Origin of the sequence: Rothia sp. HMSC069C10, from assembly GCF_001812205.1 — a bacterium.
Taxonomy (GTDB): Bacteria; Actinomycetota; Actinomycetes; order Actinomycetales; family Micrococcaceae; genus Rothia; species Rothia mucilaginosa.
The window spans coordinates 100,294-122,130 of sequence record NZ_KV808297.1; the positions used below are offsets into that span (position 1 = coordinate 100,294).

Below are 21,837 nucleotides of genomic sequence, written 5' to 3' on the forward strand. Positions count from 1 at the left end.
CTCACACGGTCTTTCTTATGTTCTAGTGTACGGTCTAGAAGCCGTTTGGAAGCTCTTATTTAGCTTCGCCGTCAATCACACCGTCCGGGGAAATGTGCACGGTGCTCTTGGTGCGGCGGGAAACAAAGAAGTCACCCACGAATACCAGACCGGTCACCAGAAGACCCAGTGCTGCCATCCATACTGCCGCCACGCCGTAGATTATCGGGAACAGCACCACGAGCAAGCCCAGAATAAGGGTACCAATAGCAGAGAGCTGCAGGTGGCGTCCGGCGGCGTAGCTCAGGTATTTCACGCCCTGGGCAGTCATCAGACGAATCAGCGCCCACATAATCATCCACGTACCCACAATGGTCGGGATGAAGGTTGCCTGTGCACCCACCGAGGCAGTCAGCAGAATCAGGCCAGCCACCACGGTCAAGATGCCGTCAACCAGGTCCCAGCCGGTACGTGCCTGCTTTGGCGTGCCGAAGTAACGCACCAGTTCAAACACGCCACCAAGCCACACCGAAATGGAGAACACATAACCCAGAACTACCAGCGGAATAGCGGGATTGGCGAACATGTAGATTGCCGCTGCAATCAGCAACAGACCGGTAACCAAGGACATCCAGTTATATTTTGAAAGCATAATGCTCTTCTCTTCGTAATCACATGTGTCAGTTGCACTTACGTGCATACCCATTATAAACCGTGAATATGAAATCCGCCACGATATATCGGTCGCCACTGAGCGAACTATTTCTACCGACGAATAACCCACCACGTAGCGGAACAACACGTGAGATAGCAGGACTATACCCCTTCCCCAGCAGACACAGCGAAGCCCCGCCTCCTGCGTCATAACAGCATCAGGAGGCGGGGCTTACCACCAAACCCTATCGGGTCAGCTTGCGGTGCACCACGCGGTGCGGCTTAGCAGCCTCAGGGCCGAGGCGCTCAATCTTGTTCTTCTCGTAGGACTCGAAGTTACCCTCGAACCAGTACCACTGATCCGGGTTCTCGTCGGTGCCCTCCCACGCCAGGATATGGGTTGCCACGCGGTCCAGGAACCAACGGTCGTGAGAGACGACCACGGCGCAGCCGGGGAATTCCAGCAGCGCATTTTCCAGGGATGCGAGGGTCTCAACGTCCAGGTCGTTAGTGGGCTCATCGAGCAGCAGCAGGTTACCACCCTGCTTGAGGGTCAGCGCCAGGTTCAGGCGGTTGCGCTCACCACCGGAGAGCACACCCGCCTTCTTCTGCTGGTCCGGGCCCTTGAAGCCGAACGCGGAAACGTACGCACGCGAAGGCATTTCAACGTTGCCGACCTGGATGTAGTCCAGACCGTCAGAGACGACCTCCCAGAGGCTCTTCTCCGGGTCGATGTTCGCGCGGTTCTGGTCAACGTACGAGATCTTCACGGTCTCGCCGACCTTCAGCTCGCCGCCGTCGAGGGGCTCCAGGCCAACGATGGTCTTGAACAGGGTGGACTTACCCACACCGTTCGGACCAATCACACCGACAATGCCGTTACGGGGCAGGGAGAAGGACAGACCGTTAATCAGGGAGCGGCCGTCGAAGCCCTTCTGCAGGTTCTCAGCCTCAATAACCAAGTTACCCAGGCGGGGTCCCGGAGGAATCTGAATCTCTTCGAAGTCAAGCTTGCGGGTCTTCTCAGCCTCCGCAGCCATCTCCTCGTAGCGTGCCAGACGAGCCTTCGACTTAGCCTGGCGGCCCTTAGCGTTGGAGCGGACCCAGTCCAGTTCCTCGCTCAGGCGCTTAGCGAGCTTAGCGTCCTTCTTGCCCTGAACTTCGAGGCGGGCGCGCTTCTTCTCCAGGTAGGTGGAGTAGTTACCCTCGTAGGGGTACAGGTTACCGCGGTCAACCTCGGCGATCCATTCTGCCACGTGGTCGAGGAAGTAACGGTCGTGGGTAATCGCGATGACGGCACCCTCGTAGGACTGCAGGTGCTGCTCCAGCCAGAGCACGGACTCTGCGTCCAGGTGGTTGGTGGGCTCGTCGAGCAGCAGCAGGTCGGGCTTCTGCAGCAGCAGCTTGCACAGTGCCACGCGGCGGCGCTCACCACCGGAGAGGTGGGTGACGGGCATGTCAGCGGGCGGGCAGCGTAGCGCCTCCATCGCCTGCTCCAGCTGGGAGTCGAGGTCCCATGCGTTAGCGGCGTCGATAGCTTCCTGCAGCTGACCCATTTCTTCCATGAGGGCGTCGAAGTCAGCGTCGGGCTCAGCCATGAGGGCGGAGATTTCGTTGAAGCGGTCCAGCTTGGACTTGATTTCGCCCACGCCTTCTTCAACGTTGCCCAGAACGGTCTTCTCTTCATTCAGCGGCGGCTCCTGCATGAGGATGCCCACACTGTAGCCTGCGGTCAGGCGCGCCTCACCGTTGGAGGGCTGGTCGAGGCCAGCCATGATCTTCAGGATGGTCGACTTACCCGCGCCGTTCGGACCAACCATACCGATCTTGGCGCCGGGGAAGAACGACATCGTCACGTCGTTAAGGATGACCTTGTCGCCCACAGTCTTGCGGGTCTTGATCATCTGATAAATAAATTCAGCCATAGTTACCTATTTTAGCGTGGATTCGGCTGAGGGTACGAGAGTTTTAGGTTGCATGCTATGCGAAGTACCACGCGGGTACTAGACTCGAAGCTATGAGCACAAGCCCCTCCCCCAAACTTCTGGCACCCGAAGACCTCGAGCATGCCGTTGACCGCCTCGCGCTCGCCATGCCGCTGGCGACGCGTGATCAGCCGTTCGGCCCCGAACACACGGTGTACCGGGTGGGCGGCAAAATCTTCGCCATGTACACGGAGGGCATCGGCCACCCCATCGTGAACCTCAAAACCGACCCGGAAGAATCCGAGGTGCTGCGGCGCATCTACCCGAGTATCATTCCGGCATGGCACATGAATAAGCGACACTGGATTTCCGTAGGCGCCGGCGAAGGCATAACCGAGCGGGTTCTGGAGGAGCTGGTGGAGGATGCGTACCTGCGCGTCATGTACTCGCTACCCAAGGCGAAGCGACCCATCGAGTTCCGCGAGCGCCCAGTGCCCGAAAAGCATTAGGGCCTGAAGGAATCTTTTAAACAGCGGAGCGGGCGAGCACCGGTCCGGACCACCGAGTTGCTCACCCGCTAAGCAAAGCACTTTTCTATCCGCGGCTGGGAGGGTCATCAACCACGATGAACGCTCGAACCACCAAGCTCCCATCCCATATATTGCGGGGTCCAGTACCATGCACCACTTGTGTGAATACGTGATAGTTGAGTCGGCTCCCCTGCCAGACCTTCCTATGCAGAGGAGGTACTCACACGGGTGCGCTGAATATTCCCTTGAGTGACTCGGCTGTCTCATGCGATGTAGCCGAGAGGGGATCGCTGTCTTCGCCCGAACTACCGGCACGGACGAAGTGTGCTCTCGGGAACAATCATAACCTTTTTGCATTAAAGTGTCACTTTCGGATTGAAGGATATAGAGGGCATTTATTGACCATAATTCAGGTGTTTTATAGCGCCGAACCCACATATCCAATAACCACGAAATACCTGCAGATTTTATGCCCCGAAAAATCAAGGAGGGGCCACGCTGACCCTTCCTTATACCGCCTCCACATGGGCTAATACCCACTTAAAGCAATATTCAGAAAAGTCAGCGCGACCCCTCACTATATGAGATAAATTCTTCATCTCACATGGGCTTCAGCCATAAATCCGGTCAGACGCAGACAAGCACAGATGTTAGTCGTCGAACTCTACCTTCTCGAAGCTCATGGTGCCGTCAGCGTGAGAGACAACAGTGTTCGGGTCACGCTCACGACGAGCCGCCGCGTACGCATCGTGGCTTGCCTCATCAACCCAGCGGGTCACCACAAAGTAGTCGCCGCCCTCATCCAGGGGGCGCCACAGCTCAAAACCCTCAAAGCCGGGGAAAGAGTCAGCAATGTGGCGGGCAGCAGCGAAGCGCTTCTCCAGCTCAGCCTGGTTGTCGCCAACGACAGCAAGACGGTGAACCTTAACAACGGACATGTGTCCTCCTTCTGTTGAGTACGTGCTTTCAACGATGAAAGCGTATTACCACCTCGCACCACCTATAGGTAGGCTATGTTCTTAGCGAGGTTACCCTCAGAATAACGGTTTGCAGGCACAAAAAATAGGGGTCAGCGCCAACTAACAGTTATATGACGCTAACCCCCATTCAGAGGATTACGAGGCGCTCGCGAGCGCCTATTCGAGGCCTAGGAATTTGCCTCGGGCTGGGCGGTATCGGGCTGAGTAGATTCACCCTGAGGTGCGGTATCCGCCTGAGCGGCGGTATCAGCCTGCACTGCGGGGCTCTTCTTTGCTTTCTTCTGAGCCGCCTTCGCCGGGTTCGCAAAATGCACCCCGCGCTCAGCCAAGAAACGGCGGTCCTTCTTATCCCACTGCTCCACCGGGTACGCCTCCAACAGGTCCGGGCGGCGCTCCAGGGTGCGCTCAATCTGACGGTCACGACGCCAACGCGTAATCGCACCGTGATTACCCGACAGCAGCACCTCCGGCACCTCACGGTCACGCCACACGGCGGGCTTCGTGTACACCGGGTACTCCAGCAGACCGCCCGTGTGCGACTCCTCCTCCAGGGAGGCGGGGTTACCCATCGCGCCCGGAATCAGGCGGGTGATAGCCTCAATCATCGCCATGACCGCGACCTCGCCACCGTAGAGCACGTAATCGCCCAGGGACACGGGCATCACGCGGAAGCTCTCCTGCGCCCAGTCCAGCACACGCTCGTCAATGCCCTCGTAGCGCGCCGGAGCGAAGACAATATGCTTCTCCTCCGCCAGCTCATACGCCATCGCCTGATCGAAAACGGCACCCGCCGGGGACGGGACAATCAGCAGCGGGCGGGTATCAGCGGCGGGTTCGACAGGCTCGGCACCCTCAGTAGAGTCTTCGGAAGCGTTCAGCGGGGAGGCGGCAAGTACCTCGTCCAGGGCCAGGCCCCACGGCTCGGGCTTCATGACCATGCCCGCGCCACCGCCGTACGGGGTGTCATCCACCGTGCGGTGACGGTCAAAGGTGTAATCGCGCAGGTCGTGCAGGTGCAGGTCCACCAGGCCCTTCTCGCGCGCCTTACCCAGCAGGGACAGCTTCAGCGGCTCCAGGTACTCGGGGAAAATCGTGACCACATCGTAGCGCACGGACTACTCCCCCGCCTGCTCGGTCGCATGCTCGGTCACCTGCGCAGAATCCTGCTCAGCGTCCTCGACCAGGTCAATCAAACCCGCCGGAGGAGTCAACAGCACAAAGCCGGGCTCATCCTCGGTCGAGGGAACCACTTCGGGCACAATCTCCTCAACAAACGGAATCATGATCTCTTCACCCGCACCGGATGCAAGGCGCGGCGAACGAGCCAGCTTAATCAGCAGCAAATCCTGAACCGGCATGGTCTGCAGACCGGTCACCTTGCCCAGCGGCTTGCCAACAGCCGGGTTATCCACGGGGCTCTCACCCTCGGGCACGTCAGCGAGCAAGTACACGGGCAGGTTCACGAGCTCCTGCTCGTAGAAGCCCTCTTCATCGCCCTCATCCTCGGGCACCTCGTAGACCAGGCGGCTACCGCGCAGCTCCTCAGCCTGGTTGCGGGTGGTCACCTCATCAAAACGGACCACCAGAATCTTCTTGTTCCAGCGGGCACCGGCAACCGTCAGCTCACCGGTAGGCGCCACCGAAGCGGCAGCAGAACCGGGCTTAAAATTCTCGATACCGAGCACCTCACCGCGGGCAAAACGCTCCTGCGGGGCATCAGTAAAGAGCTGAACCGTCACCTCACCACGAATACCGTGAGGCTTACCGATACGAGCCACCACAACCTGCATAATTTTCCTCCGCTGGATACAAGCTAAAAACCTACGCCGTGCACGTGCACGGCTCCCACTATTCTACCGGGCACTTAGGACGGGCGCATTCTGCCGCCCGCACTACCACCGGGACCCGGGTACGCGAAAGCCCCCGCCTTCCGGAAAAACTCCGGGAGCGGGGGCTTCAAGCGTTTACGAGCTAGCGTCGCTTTTTGTCGGTGTCGATAATGTCGATACGCATCGGCTCGCCATCAGAAATAGCCTCCATCACCAGACGGATGCTCTTGGCGGTACGACCAGACCTGCCGATAACTCGGCCCAGGTCATCCGGATGCACGCGAACCTCAAGGGTTTCACGGTGACGCTGAGTGCGCAGGCGCACCTTCACGTCCTCCGGACGATCGACAATCCCTCGAACCAGGTGTTCGAGTGCGTCAGCCAACATAATTACTCAGCTGCTTCCTCAGCCTCAGCCTCGGGTGCTGCTTCCTCAGCAGCCTCTTCAGCCTTCTCAGCCTTGGGGGTGATAGCCTCGGGCAGGATCACGGAACCCTTTTCGGGAACAACGAACTCAGCCTTAGCCTCGACGGGCAGAACCTTGGACTCTGCCTTCTCGCCCTTGAATGCAGCCCAGTCGCCCGAGAGCTTCAGCAGAGCCAGAACCTGCTCGGTCGGCTGAGCGCCGACGGAGAGCCAGTACTGAGCACGCTCAGAGTTGATCTCGATACGCGAGGGGTGCTCGGTCGGGTGGTAAATACCAATCTCTTCGATGGTCTTACCGTCGCGCTTGACGCGCGAATCAGCAATCACGACGCGGTAACGAGGATCGCGGATCTTACCCATACGCTTGAGACGAATCTTAACAGCCACTTTAGTGGTTACTCCTGTTTCATAATTTGGTGCGAGGCACGCGGTTCAGCACCCGTGGGGCGGGCCATTCACGGCGCCTCTATGGACACAACGGCGCGCGAAGAGAGGGGTCGCGCGTCGCCGGGTACTCAGCTAGGGTATCAGAGCCCAAGATTTTAAGCTAGCGACACGGAAAAATAATTGCCGCAGGCACCGAACATCACTTTTAAACAGCGTTCTGTGCCCGGTAGCCCCCTGCGCAGCCGCCCTGTAGCCGCCGCTAGTCGAGGTTGTTAGGAGTCGAGGTTGCTCATCTCCAGAGTCTCCCCCGTCTCCAGGGCGCGGTAGCACTCACGCAGACGCTCCACCATCGACGGACGCACGTAGCCTTCCAGGTTCTCCGGAGCAACCCACTCATAGGTCACCAGCTCGGCATCCTGCAGGGTAATCTTCGTATCCGCCGCAATCACGCCGCCGTCATACATGTAGTAGGTCGAATCGCCCCACACACCCAGCGACAAGCCGTGGAAAATCAGCAACACACGACCCAGCTTCACATCCAGGCCCAGCTCCTCCACAATCTCACGCTCACAACCGGGCTTGGGCGCCTCGCCAGCCTCCACGGTGCCGCCGGGAAGAATCCAGCCGTCCTTATAGTTCGGCTTCACCAGCAGCATCTCGCCGCGCTCATTACAAATCAGCGCGCCCGCCGCCAAACGGCGCGTGGGCAGGGTCGCGATAAAAGCCTTCAGCTCTTCATCGCTCAGATAGGAATCCTTCATGGCTTCTTTCCTTTAGCGGTCGGTTTTCTTCGCAGCGCGCTGCCTAATGCTACGCACTATACCCAGGGCACGCTTACGCAGTCCAGAGGGTGCCTGCTCCGTGGACGGGGCGGCATCCTCCACCGTGCGGTAGTGGCCCTCACGCAAATCATCAATCAAAGTACGCTTCTTGGTCGAGGGATGCTCCCCTGCGGTGTCACCAGGATGCACCAGCTCAGCATCCGCCATCGGGCGGGCATGCTTCTTCATCTGCGTCTGCTCAAATGAACGCAGAACCGTCGGAATCAGAGCCGACTCAACCGTAGCGTTCAGGGCGAAGAGTGCTGCCGCCACCGAGAACTTACGGCTCGCCTTACCCTGAGCACGGCGGCGGCGCGCCACATTCGCCAGGGTCAAGGCAATAGCGCTTTGAGCCGTCACATCCGCGCCCAGGACAAGACCCACGCGGCGGGTCTTCGCACGAATCTGCTCCGGAGTCAGGCGCTTGCGGCGCGAACGCGGAGCGGGATTCTGAGTGAATGAACTCTGCGGTGCGGGGCTCTGGGACGCCGGTGACTGAGGCTCGGCATCCTGCGATGAGTTCGGCGCAGGTTCATCGCCCGCCGCGGCATCGTTCTGATGCGCAAGGTCCTGATGAGTGAGGTCCTGATGCGCGAGCGCGGCAGAAGGCTCGGGAGCCTGCTGGCTTACCTTTGCCTCGTGCGATGCCTGCTCCTCGGTAGGCGAAGAGTCAGCCTCGTGCAGGGCGCTGTCAAGAGACAGGTAGCCCTCTTCAGTCTCCACGAAGGAATCCGGCGCAGAGCCCTCCGGTGAACCCATGTGCGTGTACTCGTAGGGGATGTGCGCGTTATTGAGAGCGTCCATCCACTCGGCGAGGGTCACGCGGCGGCCGGTCGCCACCAGTCGGTAGCTACGGTCCAGGGGCGAGGTGTAGCCGCCCGGGTAGGGTTCAATCTCCTCGTCGTCCTCGAAGGAATCGTCCTCTGCGGCAGTGTCCTCAGAGACAGGGTTCCCAGAGATAGTGTTCTCAGCGAAGGTAGCCTCGGCAACGGAGTCTTCCAGGGGGAAGGTAACGTCCACAGCTTCAGATGCCTGCGCATCAGTAGCTTCAGACTCAGCAGGCTCAGCAGAACCGGCAGGCTCAGTAGAACCGGCGGTCTGCGCGAGCTCCTCATCCTCGTTGCCGAAGACGCGAGCCGTGCTAATCGACGCCACATCAAAACCGGTGGTCGGCACCAGCGCCAGCTCCGTAGGAACATCCAGCAGCTGCAACACCGATTCCAACGCCAGGGTATTGCTCGTATCGCGCAGGTACGCATTCAGGCGGCGACCGGCAATGGAGTCAGCCTCCACACCAAACATCGCCATGACATTAGCGATGCCCTGCTCGATTTCATCCTCATCGGAACCAAAAATCTTCGAACCCGAAAGCTCCGGGGCGCTACCGGGAAGCTCCGAGAGCAGATCCTCCAGCACACCACCAAAGCGTGCGACTTCCTCACGGCTGAGGGCACGGTTCAGGCGCTTAGGCACGCGCTGCCAGGTGAACTCCTCCACGATATTCTCGTAGGGTTCACCGAACGCCTCCAGGTACCACTCCTCATCCGAGTAGGGTTCGCGGGCGGGTTCCTCGTACACCACCAGGTGCTGCTGGTTCGCGTTGCCCTCAGCAATCAGGGCGTTGCAGTTCAGCAGGCCCAGCAGAGCCATGAGGTCCACCGGATCGGCAGAAATGAGGGTCCACTCCCCCGCCGGCGCGGCAACAACCTGCCGGGTACCGGCAGGAAGGTACGCCAAAAGAAGCCCGGTAATCATGTCAATGGGCAGGTCAACGAGCATGGCGGCGTCACCGTCCACCAGGAACTCCAGCTCACCCTGTCCATTGGGCAGCTCCTCCCACACGGTAGCCTCGCCCTCAAGGGCGGCACCGGTAACCGGTAGCTGATCCACCAGCTGCGCCACGTAATCCTCAACGGGAGTACCCACGTGCAGGTGACCGTCAGCGACCTCCAGCACGTTCATGTAGCCCTCATCGTCCACGGCGCACAGCACGTAGAGCTGCACCTGATGCTCACCCATCTCGTAGGCAATCAGCTCTGGGGAGGCGGCGGTCGCCTCAATGAGGGCGGCAATCAGCTCCTCATCGGTAGTGGAACGAGCCATGATGCGGCGGCGCTGAATCTTCTCCTCCAGCTCCATGGTCTGCTCGATGCGCTCATTGCGCTGCTTCTCGGCGGTGCGCTCCTCGTCCTGGGCGCGCAGGTACTCGGGGCTATCCGATTCGCCGGTTCCGGCAGGTGCGGGGGCCTCATCCCACATGCCGGTGAGCTTATCGACGGTCCACTCTTCGTTCTCAAGGGCTGCAGCGAGGCGGTCGACCTTCGTGCGGTCGTTCCAGGCGCGCTGCTTATCGGGGTCTTCCGCCTTCACCTCATCGTGCATGCTGCGGGCTTCACGAATGAGGTTCAGGATGGTTGCGGCAACGTCGTCAACGGCGGGGTCGTCGCTCTCACTGGAGTAGACGAGGTCGCCCGCCAGTTCGGCGGAGTGCTCCCCGTACTCGAGGGCGATACGCGCCCAGACGGGGATGTACCCGGGAAGGCTGCTCGAATCATTATCGAAGCCGTCCGCAAAGTCGTCCGAAGCGCCGTCCACAAAGTCGCCCGAAAGGTCGTCTTCAAGAACCTCTGCGGGAGCATCAGAGAAGCCCAGCGAGCCCTCCTCAGCTACAGACTCAACTGCAGACTCGCCGGCAGGGTCCTCTACAGCATCATCAGCGAAGGCGCGCTGAGACCACGGCGTGACCTGCTCATTCAGCTGATCATCCGCGTTCTCTCGATTCCAATTCTGCTCGTTCTGAGCCATTGATACCTTCCCTTCACACACCCACGCCCAAACCGGGCACCATACCGGTACGGGTGCGCCCCGTAACCACGTGCGCACCCGTACCACCCCTTACCGGGGCTCATATTTGCTCTTACTGCAGGAACTTCTCGAAGCCCTTCGGCAGGTTCATGCTGGACAGATCCATCTCCTGGTTCTGAGCCTGCTGACCGAATGCAGCACCGGCGCGAGCCTGCTGCGCCTTAGCTGCTGCCGCCTCCTGCGCCGCACGCTTCTGCGGGTTGCCGGAGCGAGCCTTCTTCTTCTTGTTGTTCTTCGCGTTCTTACGAGCGCCACCGGCCGCAGCTGCCATACCGGGCATCTGCATGCCACCGGGCATGCCGGGCATCTTGCCCGAAGCGAGCTTCTTCATCATCTTCTGAGCCTGAGCGAAACGCTCCATCAGCTGGTTCACCTCAGACACGGTCACACCCGCACCCTTAGCGATACGGGCACGGCGAGAACCGTTAATGATGCGCGGAGCCACACGCTCATGCGGGGTCATGGAGCGAACAATCGCCTCCACGCGGTCAATCTCGCGCTCGTCAAAAGCCTCAAGCTGCTGACGCATCTGAGCCGCACCGGGCATCATCATGAGCAGCTTCTTCATGGAACCAAGCTTACGGATCTGCTGCATCTGAGCCAGGAAGTCCTCAAAAGTGAAGTCTTCCTGATCGATGAACTTCTTCGCCATGCGGTCGGCTTCAGCCTTATCCCACTGAGCTTCAGCCTGCTCAATCAGAGTCAGGATGTCACCCATATCCAGGATGCGGCTTGCCATACGGTCCGGGTGGAACTGCTCAAAGTCAGTGACGTTCTCACCAATGGACGCGAACATAATCGGCTTGCCGGTCACCGAAGCCACCGACAGCGCTGCGCCACCGCGGGCGTCACCATCAAGCTTAGACAGGACCACACCGGTGAAGTCCACGCCCTCGTTGAATGCGTTAGCGGTGTTCACAGCGTCCTGACCGATCATCGCATCGATAACGAACAGAACTTCGTGCGGCTCAATAGCGTCACGAATGTTACGTGCCTGCTGCATGAGCTCAGCGTCAACACCCAGACGACCCGCGGTATCGACAATCACCACGTCGTGCAGCTTAGCGCGAGCCTCAGCCACACCGTCACGTGCCACCTGCACGGGATCGCCGGTGGGTACGTCAAACTCGCTGGTCACACCGGGGTGCGGCGCGTACACGGGCACGCCCGCACGCTCACCAACAACCTTCAGCTGGGTCACCGCGTTAGGGCGCTGCAGGTCGGATGCAATCAGCATCGGGGTGTGGCCCTGGCCCTTCAACCAGTGAGCCAGCTTGCCCGCCAGGGTGGTCTTACCGGCACCCTGCAGACCCGCCAGCATAATGATGGTCGGGCCGCTCTTCGCCATGTTGATGCGGCGGGTCGAACCGCCGAGGATGCTCACCAGCTCCTCGTTCACGATCTTGACGATCTGCTGGGAGGGGTTCAGCGCCTCGGAAACTTCCGCACCAAGAGCGCGTTCCTTCACGTGGGCGGTAAATTCGCGGACCACGGGGACGGCGACGTCAGCGTCGAGCAGGGCGCGGCGGATTTCGCGGACGGTTGCATCAATGTCTGCCTCGGAGAGGCGGCCCTTGCCGCGCAGGTTCTTAAAAGTTGCCGTCAAGCGGTCGGAGAGAGAATTGAACACGAGCCGTGATCACTTTCTTAACGTTGAGGTGGCCCCCAGCCGCGAAGGCGAACGGGGATGGTTAGTCAGTCTTTAAGGATACAGGATGCGCGCTTTCTCCCCCGCCTCCACCTGTGGATAAGTGGCACCGGTTCACCCTGAGCTCAGGATTTACACTCAACGTCCCCTCCCGCACCCCTCAGCAAATGTGTGGCAGGTACCAGACTTACCCCCTCATAGAGGCGCGACAGAAACCCTCAGTAGATGTTCCGCGCCCCGCCTCAGCCTGCTCAACACGTCCGATAGATTAGATTTTCTAGACAGCCTGGGTTAGAATTCTAAAGGTGTTACGCACAAATGCGTGATACGCCCGAGTGGCGGAATTGGCAGACGCGCCTGACTCAAAATCAGGTTCTTCGGAGTGTGGGTTCGAGTCCCACCTCGGGCACCAACGCAAAAGCGGCGGGAAAGCCTCAAGCTTTCCCGCCGCTTTTCTGTATCCGCTTATACGCCGCCCGCTGACCGGATGAGGCCCTACACAGACACAAAACCGCCGCCCGGCCGTGAATTCACGACCGGGCGGCGGTTCTACATACCGAGCGTACAAGCGAAGGATTACCCTCAGCTACGCATCGGAAAGATTGGTAAACGGCTTAGCGCTTGACCTCGTTCTCCTCGTAAGGACGCAGAGCCTCGCGCTCGCCCTCAGCACCGTAGACGCGGTGTACCTGAACCATGTTGGTGGTACCTGCGCGACCTGCGGGAGCACCGGCAGCAACGACGACCAGGTCGCCAGCTTCTGCCAGATTATTCTTCAGCAGGTACTCGTCCACGAAATGGAACAGACCTTCCTGATCGGTGATCATCTCAACCTGCTCAGCCTCAACGCCCCACAGCATGGACAGGAAGGAACGAACCTTCGAGCTGGTGGTGAACGCGACAATCGGGGTCTCGGGACGCAGACGTGCCAGACGACGTGCGGAGTCACCGGACTGGGTGAAAGTAACGATGAGCTTTGCATCCAGCTGGTCAGCGATGTTCACAGCTGCGCGGGTGATTGCGCCACCGCGGGTGCGGGGCTTGCGGTCCAGCTCGGGCACGCGGTACAGGCCGCCCTTTTCGGTATCCTGAACGATTGCAGCCATAGCCTGCAGGGTCAGGATCGGGTACTTACCGACCGAGGTCTCACCGGAGAGCATCACAGCGTCTGCGCCGTCGAGGATTGCGTTAGCGCAGTCAGAAACCTCTGCACGGGTGGGGACGGGGTTGTCGGTCATGGACTCGAGCACCTGGGTTGCCACGATGACAGGCTTTGCCCAGCGGCGTGCCATGTCGATTGCCTTCTTCTGGACGAGGGGAACCTCGGAGAAGGGCAGCTCAACACCGAGGTCACCACGAGCGACCATGATGCCGTCGAACTTGTCGATGATGTCCTGCAGGTTCTCAACTGCCTGGGGCTTCTCGATCTTGGCGATGACGGGTACGCGGATACCCTCTTCGTCCATGATCTTGTGGACGGGGTCAACGTCTGCGCCGGTACGGACGAAGGAGAGTGCAATGATGTCTGCACCCATCTTCAGTGCGAAGCGCAGATCGTTTGCGTCCTTCTCGGTCAGCGCGGGCAGGGAGACTGCTGCGCCGGGCAGGTTGATGCCCTTGTTGTTGGAGATCGGGCCACCGACGACCACGCGGGTGCGAACGCGGGTGGGAGTTACCTCAATAGCTTCGAGGCGAATCTTGCCGTCGTCGAGCAGGAGCTTGTCGCCGAGCTTTACGTCGCCGGGCAGACCCTTGTAGGTGGTGCCACAGATTTCTGCGGTACCTTCAACGTCTTCGGAGGTGATGGTGAAGTCTGCGCCGGGCTCAAGGTATTCCTTGCCGTTTGCGAAACGCTCGAGGCGAATCTTGGGGCCCTGCAGGTCGGCGAGGATAGCAACGTCCTTACCGAGCTTTGCAGACTGGTCACGGATGGTGTCGTAGCGTGCCTGGTGCTCGGCGTGGTCACCGTGGCTCATGTTCAGACGGGCGACGTTCAGGCCAGCCTTGATTGCCTCGGAGATCTTCTCGGGGGACTCGATTGCCGGACCGATGGTTGCAACGATTTTTGCGCGCCTCATGTACCTAACCTTTGTGTGTTGTTTCATGTGGCCCCTGAGGGCTCACACTGATTTTCCGGGGAAGACTAATGTCAAATTCCCAATTATTCCCACGTGTTCTAACAGGTAACCACATGCCGGATGCGTGGGACTCTTTCTCAATTATAGGGGTTTTGCGCCCTCTTGGGTATGCTTCTCCCAACTCTTTCCACCGAAGAAATTGTGTTTCACGTCGCATTTTAAATATCGCCCCTTCCCCATCGAGTACACCACAGAAAGCCGGTTTTCACCCCCACCACCCCCGCCTCGCCCGGAAAGTAAATTAGGGTACTTTTTACCCATAGATAGCCAGCACTGCACAATATTTAGTCGCACTCGAGAACGTTCGAGCATATTTCAAAAACATAGAGACACTCAGAGTGGGCTATGAGAAGATAGATAGGGCATCCAAGAGCTAGGCGATTTCACATTTTCGCGCGCCTAGCCTATATTGGAACCCATAATTAGTATTTGAAATGCGAAATATATCTGGAAGGTTCACAGATGACTACTCGCGTGCTGATTATCTTCGGCTCCACCTACGGCTACACCGAACAGTACGCCACCTGGCTGGCAGAAGATTTGCGTGCACTCCCGCAGGCTCCCGAAGTTGAGACTGTCCCCGCCTCCAAGGTCACCCCCGAGCAGGCAGAGGCATTCGACGCTTTCGTCATTGCCGGCAGCGACTACGGTGGATTCCTCAACGGCGCACCGGCACTTCGCAAGAAGATTCTGCCGATTATTGCACCCAAGAAGAACCGCACCGCATTCTTCACCGTCTCCTTCACCGGTGAATACTCCAAGAAGCTGCTGGACAAGGCCGTCGCCAAGAGCTACACCCCCGAACTGACCGAAGGTCGCCCCGTCTACCACCTGCGTGGCGGCATCGACTTCGACAAGATTTCGCTGGCTCACAAGACCGCCCTGAAGGGCCCGGTGCGCGCATGGCTCATGGCGAACCCGCACCCGAACGAGGGCATTCAGCAGATGCTCGAATGCTACAAGACTGGCAAGGCTGAGTACATCGATCGCGAGACCCTCAAGCCGCTGATTGAGGACATCGCAAAGTTCCTCTAAGCCTTTCGGGAAACACAAGCTTTCGCCTCTTCCCACCCGTCTCTTTCAGCCGGACACCAGAACCTGAAAGAGCGGGCGGGAAGAGCCGAGAAAAACGTGCCAACAGGCACCATATACGTGGTCGATGACTCTTCATCTCTCCTGCATCGACCATGAAACTCCGGGTGCCGGTGCGAGGCCGCGCCAAATACAGTACCCGGAACATGAGGGGTGGGTCTTTGTGTGTGCGGCCCACCCCTTTCCTTATGCCCAAAAGCCGACTCAAAAGTCGCAAGAGGCACCGCCCGGCGCATCAGCACCCGACTGCATCCCGGCAACGTAGCTCTAGATGCTGCAGCCTACCCTGGACAACGAACCGACGCAGCAACACCCCAATACAGCGGTCCACAGAGTGAAATTCGCAACGCCTCGGCGTGTCGCGTGCCTAAAATTTTGTCCCAAAAACTTGAGCCAATAAATGCACCGACAAGCCACAAAGTAAAACAGACACCCCAAAGATTCCAGGTTACTGTGCACTCTGCGAAAGATATGCCGCCAGAATGACACCCCAAATCATTGCGCACATCGGTGCAGGTACCGTACGCTGTTAGCTGTGTCAGCCGCATGACATACCCGGCAACCGACACACACATCACTTCAACTACCCCACATATTCACTCGTGTCAGAAGCCCCCACACAGGGCCACATCGACACATCCACCTCTCAAACACAGGCAAAATCTATGAAGAAACTCCAGACTGCCGCACGCTCCGCGGCAGCCCGCTCCATCATGGCGTCCGCAGTCACCCTGGTCGCCGCATCCCTCACCTCCGTTCCCGCAGCCTTCGCCGCCCCCAGTGCGAGCGCAACCGCAGAGGTCAACCTCGGCGCATCCTACGAGGAGCTCACCTACGCTCCCGCCCCGGATGCATCCCTGGTCGAACGCTCCAACCCCGCCATGGGTGCGGGCGAGCGCGAACGCCTGGGCACCGCCAACGCGCGAACCGGCGCCACCTCCCCCGCTTCTACCGCGACCCTGAGCGGTATTTCCGCGACCCAGAGCTCCGCGCAGGGTCTGGGAGCTGGTCGAGCTCCGGCAGCCGGTCAAGCGCTGGCGCAGGGCCGCTCCGCGTGGACCCCCACCGGCGGCACCCTCGGCATGGACGTCTCCTCGCACCAGCAGAACGTGGACTGGGCGAGCGCCTACGCCGCAGGTTCCCGCTTCGCCTACGTGAAGGCAACCGAGGGAACCTACTACACCAACCCCTACTTCGGTCAGCAGTACAACGGCTCGGCGCAGGTCGGCATGGTGCGCGGCGCCTACCACTTCGCAAACCCCCGCACCTCCTCGGGTGCCGATCAGGCACGCTACTTCGTGCAGAATGGTGGCGCGTGGACTGCCGACGGCCAGACCCTGCCCGGCCTGCTGGACATCGAGTTCAACCCCTACCCCGCCTACGGCAACACCTGCTTCAACATGACCCCGGCGCAGCTGACCGCCTGGACCCGCGACTTCGTGGACACTTACCGTTCGCTGACCGGTCGCGCCCCGATGGTGTACACCGCAACCTCCTGGTGGTCGCAGTGCGTGGGTTCGCAGCAGTTCGGCGCTCTGCCACTGCACCTGGCGAGCTACTCAACCGTGGTCGGTGCAATTCCGGCGGGTTGGAGCGGCTACGACATTTGGCAGTTCACCGATTCGGGCCCGTTCGTGGGTGATTCGAACTTCTTCCCCGGCACCGTGAACGATCTGAAGGTTCTGGCGAAGAACCCGAAGGCTGTGCACCGCAACTGGTCGAACGGCCAGGATCGCGCGGTTGAGGACCGTGCGGCAGAAGACCGCGCCGCTCAGGATTCGAACGTGGTGACCACCGCGACCGGTTCGATTGATATTCGTACCGGTATCGGTAACTTCTGGAATAAGAACCGATCCTTCTACGGCGACCCGATCGGTACCGAGTACACCCTGACCAACGGCGTGTATGCGCAGAAGTTCACCAACGGCAAGACCATCTACTGGACGAACTCCCACGGCTCGCACTGGCTGGTCACCAACGGCGGCCTGGATCATAAGTTCCGCTCGGACGTGGCACGATTCCGCGGCTTGACCACCGACGAGGAAACCCGCTCCGACACCATCGCAGTCTCCTTCGCCAACGGTGAGGGCGCCTACTGGTCTGCCGCTACCGGCACCCACATCATCAATGAGCGTGGCTCCATCTACGCGACCTGGCGTGCAGCTGGCATGAAGGGCGTGCCCACCACCGATGAGCAGAACCTGGGCAACGGCCTCATCAAGCAGGAGTTCACAGGCAGCACCACCTACGTGTGGTCCGCACGGACCGGCACCCACCGCATGCACACTGGCGGCGCGTTCTACCACCGCTTCCTGCAGCACCGCGGCACCTGGGGTGCCCCGGTGACCGACGAAACCGCCACCTCCACGGGTGCTCAGGTGCGATTCGCCTCCGGCAAGGTGCTGCTCTGGTCGGATGCGTACGGTGCGTACGAGACCAACGGTAACGGCGCAATCTTCAAGCACTGGGAGAAGAATACCGCCCGTTACGGTGCGGCACGCGGTGACGAATCCTACGTGAACGGCGTGTACTACATGGACTTTGAGCGCGGCACGATCCGCTGGACCGCGCAGCGTGGAATCTACTAAACAGCGTGGAATCTACTCAACAGCACGGCAGCTAATAAACACTACAACGTGCATATAAAAACGAGGGGCACCTGGCAGAGGTGCCCCTCGTTCTTTTGCTACAGGAAGCATCTTCTGAACAACACAAAAATCAAGATGCGTTCTGCAGCGGGTGGGTTACCGAGTGAGTAGAGAACCCGGCTATGTTACCCGTGCCGGCAGGTAAATTTATAGCGTGGCGGGTGTGCCGCCTCGAAGTCATGCAATGTCCTAAAAGCCCCGGATTAGTGTGGCGGACATAGTCCCCATTGACTATGTCCGTGGGGCCCACACTAATCTTGTGAGACCTCACCCCGAAGGTGTCTAGAGGGGCGCCTGACCGGAAGTAAGGACTCAACGGTGAATAACGGCACGGTACGAAGATGCTGAAATTCACCCGGGTATGGCGTTCCGGGAGAAGGAATCGGTATCTAGGAGGGCCGAAACCTTCAGACGTCATATCCCGTTACTTCAAGGGTATGTGCAGGGGCGTTCGAAACCTATCTCTTCGGCAAATATTACGCCTCAACCAGTGGTTGAATGTTTACAATACAAGTATGCATTTTGAGGCCTATAGATGTCAAACAAAATGCTATATTGAACTAATTTAGTGAGAATTTTGAGATAATCCACCGGATATTTCAAAAATAAATTCCCACATATATTACGTTTAGGTGCCTAGTACTCACAGAGGTTTTCAGCTCCTCACGATAACGACTCTCAACAACCCGGAGCCCTAAAACGCCGCATTAAAAACACTAAGGCGCACCCCGCGTCGTATGCACAGCAGAAAGAGTACCCCTACTCCCCCGCCACACGGGATGCGCCCTAGGCGCTATAACCATCGAAACTACCGGCAAGACCCCAGCCGAGTGAGACCTTGAAGCCCTACCGGGCGCCTCGAACCATCCGCTAGCTTAGAGGCTAGCGAAGTCCAGAACCATACGGCCGGTAATCTTACCCGCCGCCATTTCCTCGAAGACAGCCGGTGCCTCGTCAACCTCACGCAACTGAACCACCGGAACCACGATGCCGTCAGCACCGAACTGGAACGCCTCCGCCAAATCCTGACGGGTACCCACCAGGGAGCCCACCACGCGGATGCCGTCCAGAATAATCTTCACAATGGACAGCTCCATCATCTCCGAAGGCAGACCAACAGCCACCACGGAACCGCCCGCACGAACCGACTCGACAGCCTGGTTGAACGCAACCTTCGATACCGCGGTCACCACAGCAGCGTGAGCACCGCCGCCGGTCAGCTCGCGAATACGAGCCGGAACGTCCTCAACCTCGCGTCCGTTGATGACGTGATCAGCACCGGTCTCACGAGCCAGAGCCAGCTTGTCGTCGTTAATGTCAACAGCGATAACCTTGGCACCGAAAACCTTCTTAGCGTACTGAACAGCCAGGTTGCCCAAACCGCCAGCGCCGTAAGCAACCAGCCACTGACCCGGGCGAACCAGCGACTCCTTGATTGCCTTGTAGGTGGTCACACCAGCGCAGGTAATGGAGCTAGCCTGCGCCGGGTCAAGGCCCTCGGGAACCTTCACAGCGTAATCAGCGGTCACCAGGGTGTACTCACTCATGCCGCCATCGACCGAGTAGCCTGCATTCTTCACCGAACGGCACAGGGTCTCACGGCCCGAGGTGCAGTACTCACAGTGGCCGCAGCCCTCGAAGAACCAAGCCACCGACACGCGATCGCCTTCCTTCAGGGACTCAACACCCTCACCGACCTTGACGACACGACCAATGCCTTCGTGGCCCAGAATACGACCCGGAACCTCACCGAAGTCACCGGAAGCCACGTGCAGGTCAGTGTGGCACACGCCCGAGTACTCAATCTTCACGAGCGCCTGGCCGTGACCGACAGCCGGAACGGGAACCTCACGGACAACAACCGAACCGTCAACCTTCTCAGGGACAACAACAGCCTTCATGGTTTCCTTGCACATGATCTAAACTCCTTAGTCATCGGTGGTCGCGCTCAAACCGCAATCTGTAATCTGCGCTGTGCAACCTAGCGGGGTGAGCGCGCGTATTCTTTACATTTCCACCGTAAAATGAGGAGCCCCCAATCTAAAGGACCTTCCCCGAATATGACAGAGGGGTTAGATAGAGGCATTCTCACGAGCAAGGATGATCTTTCGATAAGGTCTATTCCGACCAATGCGCTAAACCGCCAAAGGTTGATATGACGCTATGACGAAACAACACAGAAGATGAGAATGCCTCCCAAATAAGCGGTTTGGGAGGCACTCAGAAAAAATTTAAATATTAAGTTTGAGGCGCATACCACCCTAAAGAAAGGGTTCAATCTACACCTATACGATTCCTACAGGCTTATAGGAACTCTTAACCGATGAGACTTAGCTGCCTAGAAGCAGAAAGCAACCTCAATATAGCCAGCGCCGCGCTCACCCGGACCATTCGGAGCGTTCAACGCCCACCCCAGATCCATGATGCGCACCGTAGAATCCATGAACGTACCGCCGCCAGCGCCACCGCCAGCCAGCTGCACCGAACCCACCGCATAGCGGGCACGAGCCGAATCGTTATTCCACTTCTGCGACACCACACGAGCCGAAACGCTCAACGCAGCACCGGAGCCGCCGCCGCCATAACCGGCGCCACCGCCTCCAGAAACCACAGACTGGTAGCCGTTAAACAGCTCGCCAGCGTTCGACGGGCGGTTATCGGTACCCTCCGGAGTCTGATCCCACTGGTACGAATAGCTCGCCACACCATCGGCGCCCTTCGCGCGGAAACCGCTCGCACCCGCCGCACCGGCAGTCGCAGTGCTCACCAGCTTCTGGGTGGAGGTGCTCGAAAAACCAATCACCGAACCATCAACAGTCGGCGGGTTCAGCTTCTCACCGCCAGCACCGCCCACACCACCGGCGGCACCCGAACCCGGGTTCACCGTCAGAATCGGCTCAGACTGCGCCTCATACGAGGTGAAACCAACAAAACCGGGCGAACCGTCGCCGTCACCCGAACCAGCGCCACCACCGGTGCTGAACTGGTGCTCGCCACCGGAGCTATCAAGCGAATAGTGCGCAGTTGGGCGCACAGCACCCGCATTCGCGGGGTTCGGCAGAACCGTCGCATACGACGCCAGCACACCGGCACCGCCGCCGCCGCCGGCAACAATCATCGGCACGCCATCCACCTCAATAGCGGACGAACCACCGCCGGACGCCGAATACAGCACAGCGCTCATGCCGCCGCGACCGGTCACACCGCCAGAAATGCGGGTCAAAGCATTAATCGCAGAAACAACATTCGCGGGAACCGGCGAAGAAGCCTTCGAGGAGCCGCCCACACCGTAGCCGTCGCCGCCCTCAGCGGGCTTCAGCTCACCATTACCGATACCACCCGAACCGGCAGTCAGAGTAATAGTCTGGCCGCCGCGCACAGCCATAGAACCCTCCACCATGGCACCGGAACCGGCATCAGCCACAGTGTAGTTCGTGCCACCGGCACCGCCCACAGCGGTAAAACGCATACGCTTAGCGCCCGCAGGAACCGTCAGCACGGCAACCTTCTTTACGCCGTCACCGGCAGTGATCATCGTCGAATCCTCGTAAGGTCCGGTGCACTCGCCTTCCTCATCAGAAGCCGCATACGCCGGAATCACCGACGACGCCACAACAACCGGGGCAGCCCACGCCGCACCAGCCACAAGACGACGACGGGTCAGACCCGGACGAGAAGAAGGAGAAACGGGGCGCGAAGAATCGCCGGCAGAAGAGCTCACGATAAAAATCCTGTACGTTGAGTGGGTGTTTCTAAACGCAGACGCGACGGGCACTCAAAGAGCCTCATACTCCTTACACGGAGCCTCATGCCCCTTACGCGGGTGCCCGCCACACGCAATACCTCTATTATGCCTTCTCAACAGCCCAAATCCGTACAGGGTCCCGGCGCATGCCACCATGAGAACATCCACCA

At 59.4% G+C, this 21,837-nt stretch carries 16 protein-coding genes and 1 tRNA gene; 4 read left to right on the forward strand and 13 right to left on the reverse strand.

Annotated elements, in window-relative coordinates; genetic code table 11:
- Positions 1-55: 55 nt before the first annotated feature.
- Positions 56-631, reverse strand: coding sequence for an HdeD family acid-resistance protein (locus tag HMPREF2842_RS02710; RefSeq protein ID WP_135007788.1), 576 nt, complete (start codon positions 629-631; stop codon positions 56-58).
- A 247-nt stretch (positions 632-878) separates the two neighbouring features.
- Positions 879-2,558 (reverse strand): energy-dependent translational throttle protein EttA, encoded by a 1,680-nt coding sequence (gene ettA / locus HMPREF2842_RS02715; RefSeq protein ID WP_070642592.1) that lies wholly within the window; start codon positions 2,556-2,558, stop codon positions 879-881.
- A gap of 92 nt (positions 2,559-2,650) precedes the next feature.
- Between ettA and HMPREF2842_RS02720 the strand changes: the two genes are divergently transcribed.
- Positions 2,651-3,067 carry an MmcQ/YjbR family DNA-binding protein gene (locus HMPREF2842_RS02720; protein WP_005505696.1) on the forward strand — a complete coding sequence of 139 codons (417 nt, stop codon included), beginning with the start codon at positions 2,651-2,653 and terminating at the stop codon, positions 3,065-3,067.
- A 671-nt stretch (positions 3,068-3,738) separates the two neighbouring features.
- Here HMPREF2842_RS02720 and HMPREF2842_RS02725 read toward each other — a convergent pair.
- The 8 genes from HMPREF2842_RS02725 to ffh form a co-directional block, all read right to left on the reverse strand.
- The gene (locus tag HMPREF2842_RS02725; protein WP_012903365.1) at positions 3,739-4,026 is read right to left on the reverse strand and encodes an antibiotic biosynthesis monooxygenase family protein; all 288 of its coding nucleotides are present in this window, start codon (positions 4,024-4,026) and stop codon (positions 3,739-3,741) included.
- A gap of 209 nt (positions 4,027-4,235) precedes the next feature.
- Positions 4,236-5,180: a tRNA (guanosine(37)-N1)-methyltransferase TrmD gene (trmD, locus tag HMPREF2842_RS02730; RefSeq protein WP_070642596.1), complete on the reverse strand. Its 945-nt coding sequence runs from the start codon at positions 5,178-5,180 to the stop codon at positions 4,236-4,238.
- A 3-nt stretch (positions 5,181-5,183) separates the two neighbouring features.
- Positions 5,184-5,858, reverse strand: a complete 675-nt coding sequence (rimM, locus tag HMPREF2842_RS02735) for a ribosome maturation factor RimM (protein WP_012903362.1) — start codon at positions 5,856-5,858, stop codon at positions 5,184-5,186.
- Positions 5,859-6,039: 181 nt separating this feature from the next.
- Positions 6,040-6,285: an RNA-binding protein gene (locus HMPREF2842_RS02740; protein WP_012903360.1), complete on the reverse strand. Its 246-nt coding sequence runs from the start codon at positions 6,283-6,285 to the stop codon at positions 6,040-6,042.
- Between the two features lie 2 nt (positions 6,286-6,287).
- Positions 6,288-6,710: a 30S ribosomal protein S16 gene (gene rpsP / locus HMPREF2842_RS02745; protein WP_005505689.1), complete on the reverse strand. Its 423-nt coding sequence runs from the start codon at positions 6,708-6,710 to the stop codon at positions 6,288-6,290.
- A 272-nt stretch (positions 6,711-6,982) separates the two neighbouring features.
- Positions 6,983-7,471 carry an NUDIX domain-containing protein gene (locus tag HMPREF2842_RS02750; protein WP_070642602.1) on the reverse strand — a complete coding sequence of 163 codons (489 nt, stop codon included), beginning with the start codon at positions 7,469-7,471 and terminating at the stop codon, positions 6,983-6,985.
- A gap of 12 nt (positions 7,472-7,483) precedes the next feature.
- A complete protein-coding gene (locus tag HMPREF2842_RS02755) occupies positions 7,484-10,336 on the reverse strand; it encodes a hypothetical protein (protein ID WP_070642606.1) in 2,853 nt (950 codons plus the stop codon).
- 112 nt (positions 10,337-10,448) lie between these two features.
- Complete coding sequence (gene ffh, locus HMPREF2842_RS02760; protein WP_070642611.1) at positions 10,449-12,026, reverse strand: signal recognition particle protein; 1,578 nt, start codon at positions 12,024-12,026, stop codon at positions 10,449-10,451.
- Between the two features lie 347 nt (positions 12,027-12,373).
- Between ffh and HMPREF2842_RS02765 the strand changes: the two genes are divergently transcribed.
- Positions 12,374-12,456 (forward strand) — tRNA-Leu (locus HMPREF2842_RS02765).
- Between the two features lie 202 nt (positions 12,457-12,658).
- Here HMPREF2842_RS02765 and pyk read toward each other — a convergent pair.
- Positions 12,659-14,122, reverse strand: a complete 1,464-nt coding sequence (gene pyk, locus HMPREF2842_RS02770; RefSeq protein ID WP_070634728.1) for a pyruvate kinase — start codon at positions 14,120-14,122, stop codon at positions 12,659-12,661.
- A 522-nt stretch (positions 14,123-14,644) separates the two neighbouring features.
- Here pyk and HMPREF2842_RS02775 point away from each other — a divergent pair.
- On the forward strand, positions 14,645-15,217 hold the full coding sequence (locus tag HMPREF2842_RS02775; RefSeq protein WP_049354549.1) for a flavodoxin domain-containing protein: 573 nt from the start codon (positions 14,645-14,647) through the stop codon (positions 15,215-15,217).
- A 722-nt stretch (positions 15,218-15,939) separates the two neighbouring features.
- Positions 15,940-17,862, forward strand: a complete 1,923-nt coding sequence (locus tag HMPREF2842_RS02780) for a GH25 family lysozyme (RefSeq protein WP_070642614.1) — start codon at positions 15,940-15,942, stop codon at positions 17,860-17,862.
- A 935-nt stretch (positions 17,863-18,797) separates the two neighbouring features.
- On the opposite strand, the gene adhP is transcribed toward HMPREF2842_RS02780, so the two are convergent.
- Complete coding sequence (adhP, locus tag HMPREF2842_RS02785) at positions 18,798-19,838, reverse strand: alcohol dehydrogenase AdhP (protein WP_012903352.1); 1,041 nt, start codon at positions 19,836-19,838, stop codon at positions 18,798-18,800.
- A 422-nt stretch (positions 19,839-20,260) separates the two neighbouring features.
- Entirely contained in the window at positions 20,261-21,643 is a 1,383-nt protein-coding gene (locus HMPREF2842_RS02790; RefSeq protein WP_070605398.1) for a phosphoenolpyruvate synthase, read from the reverse strand.
- Between the last annotated feature and the right edge of the window lie 194 nt (positions 21,644-21,837).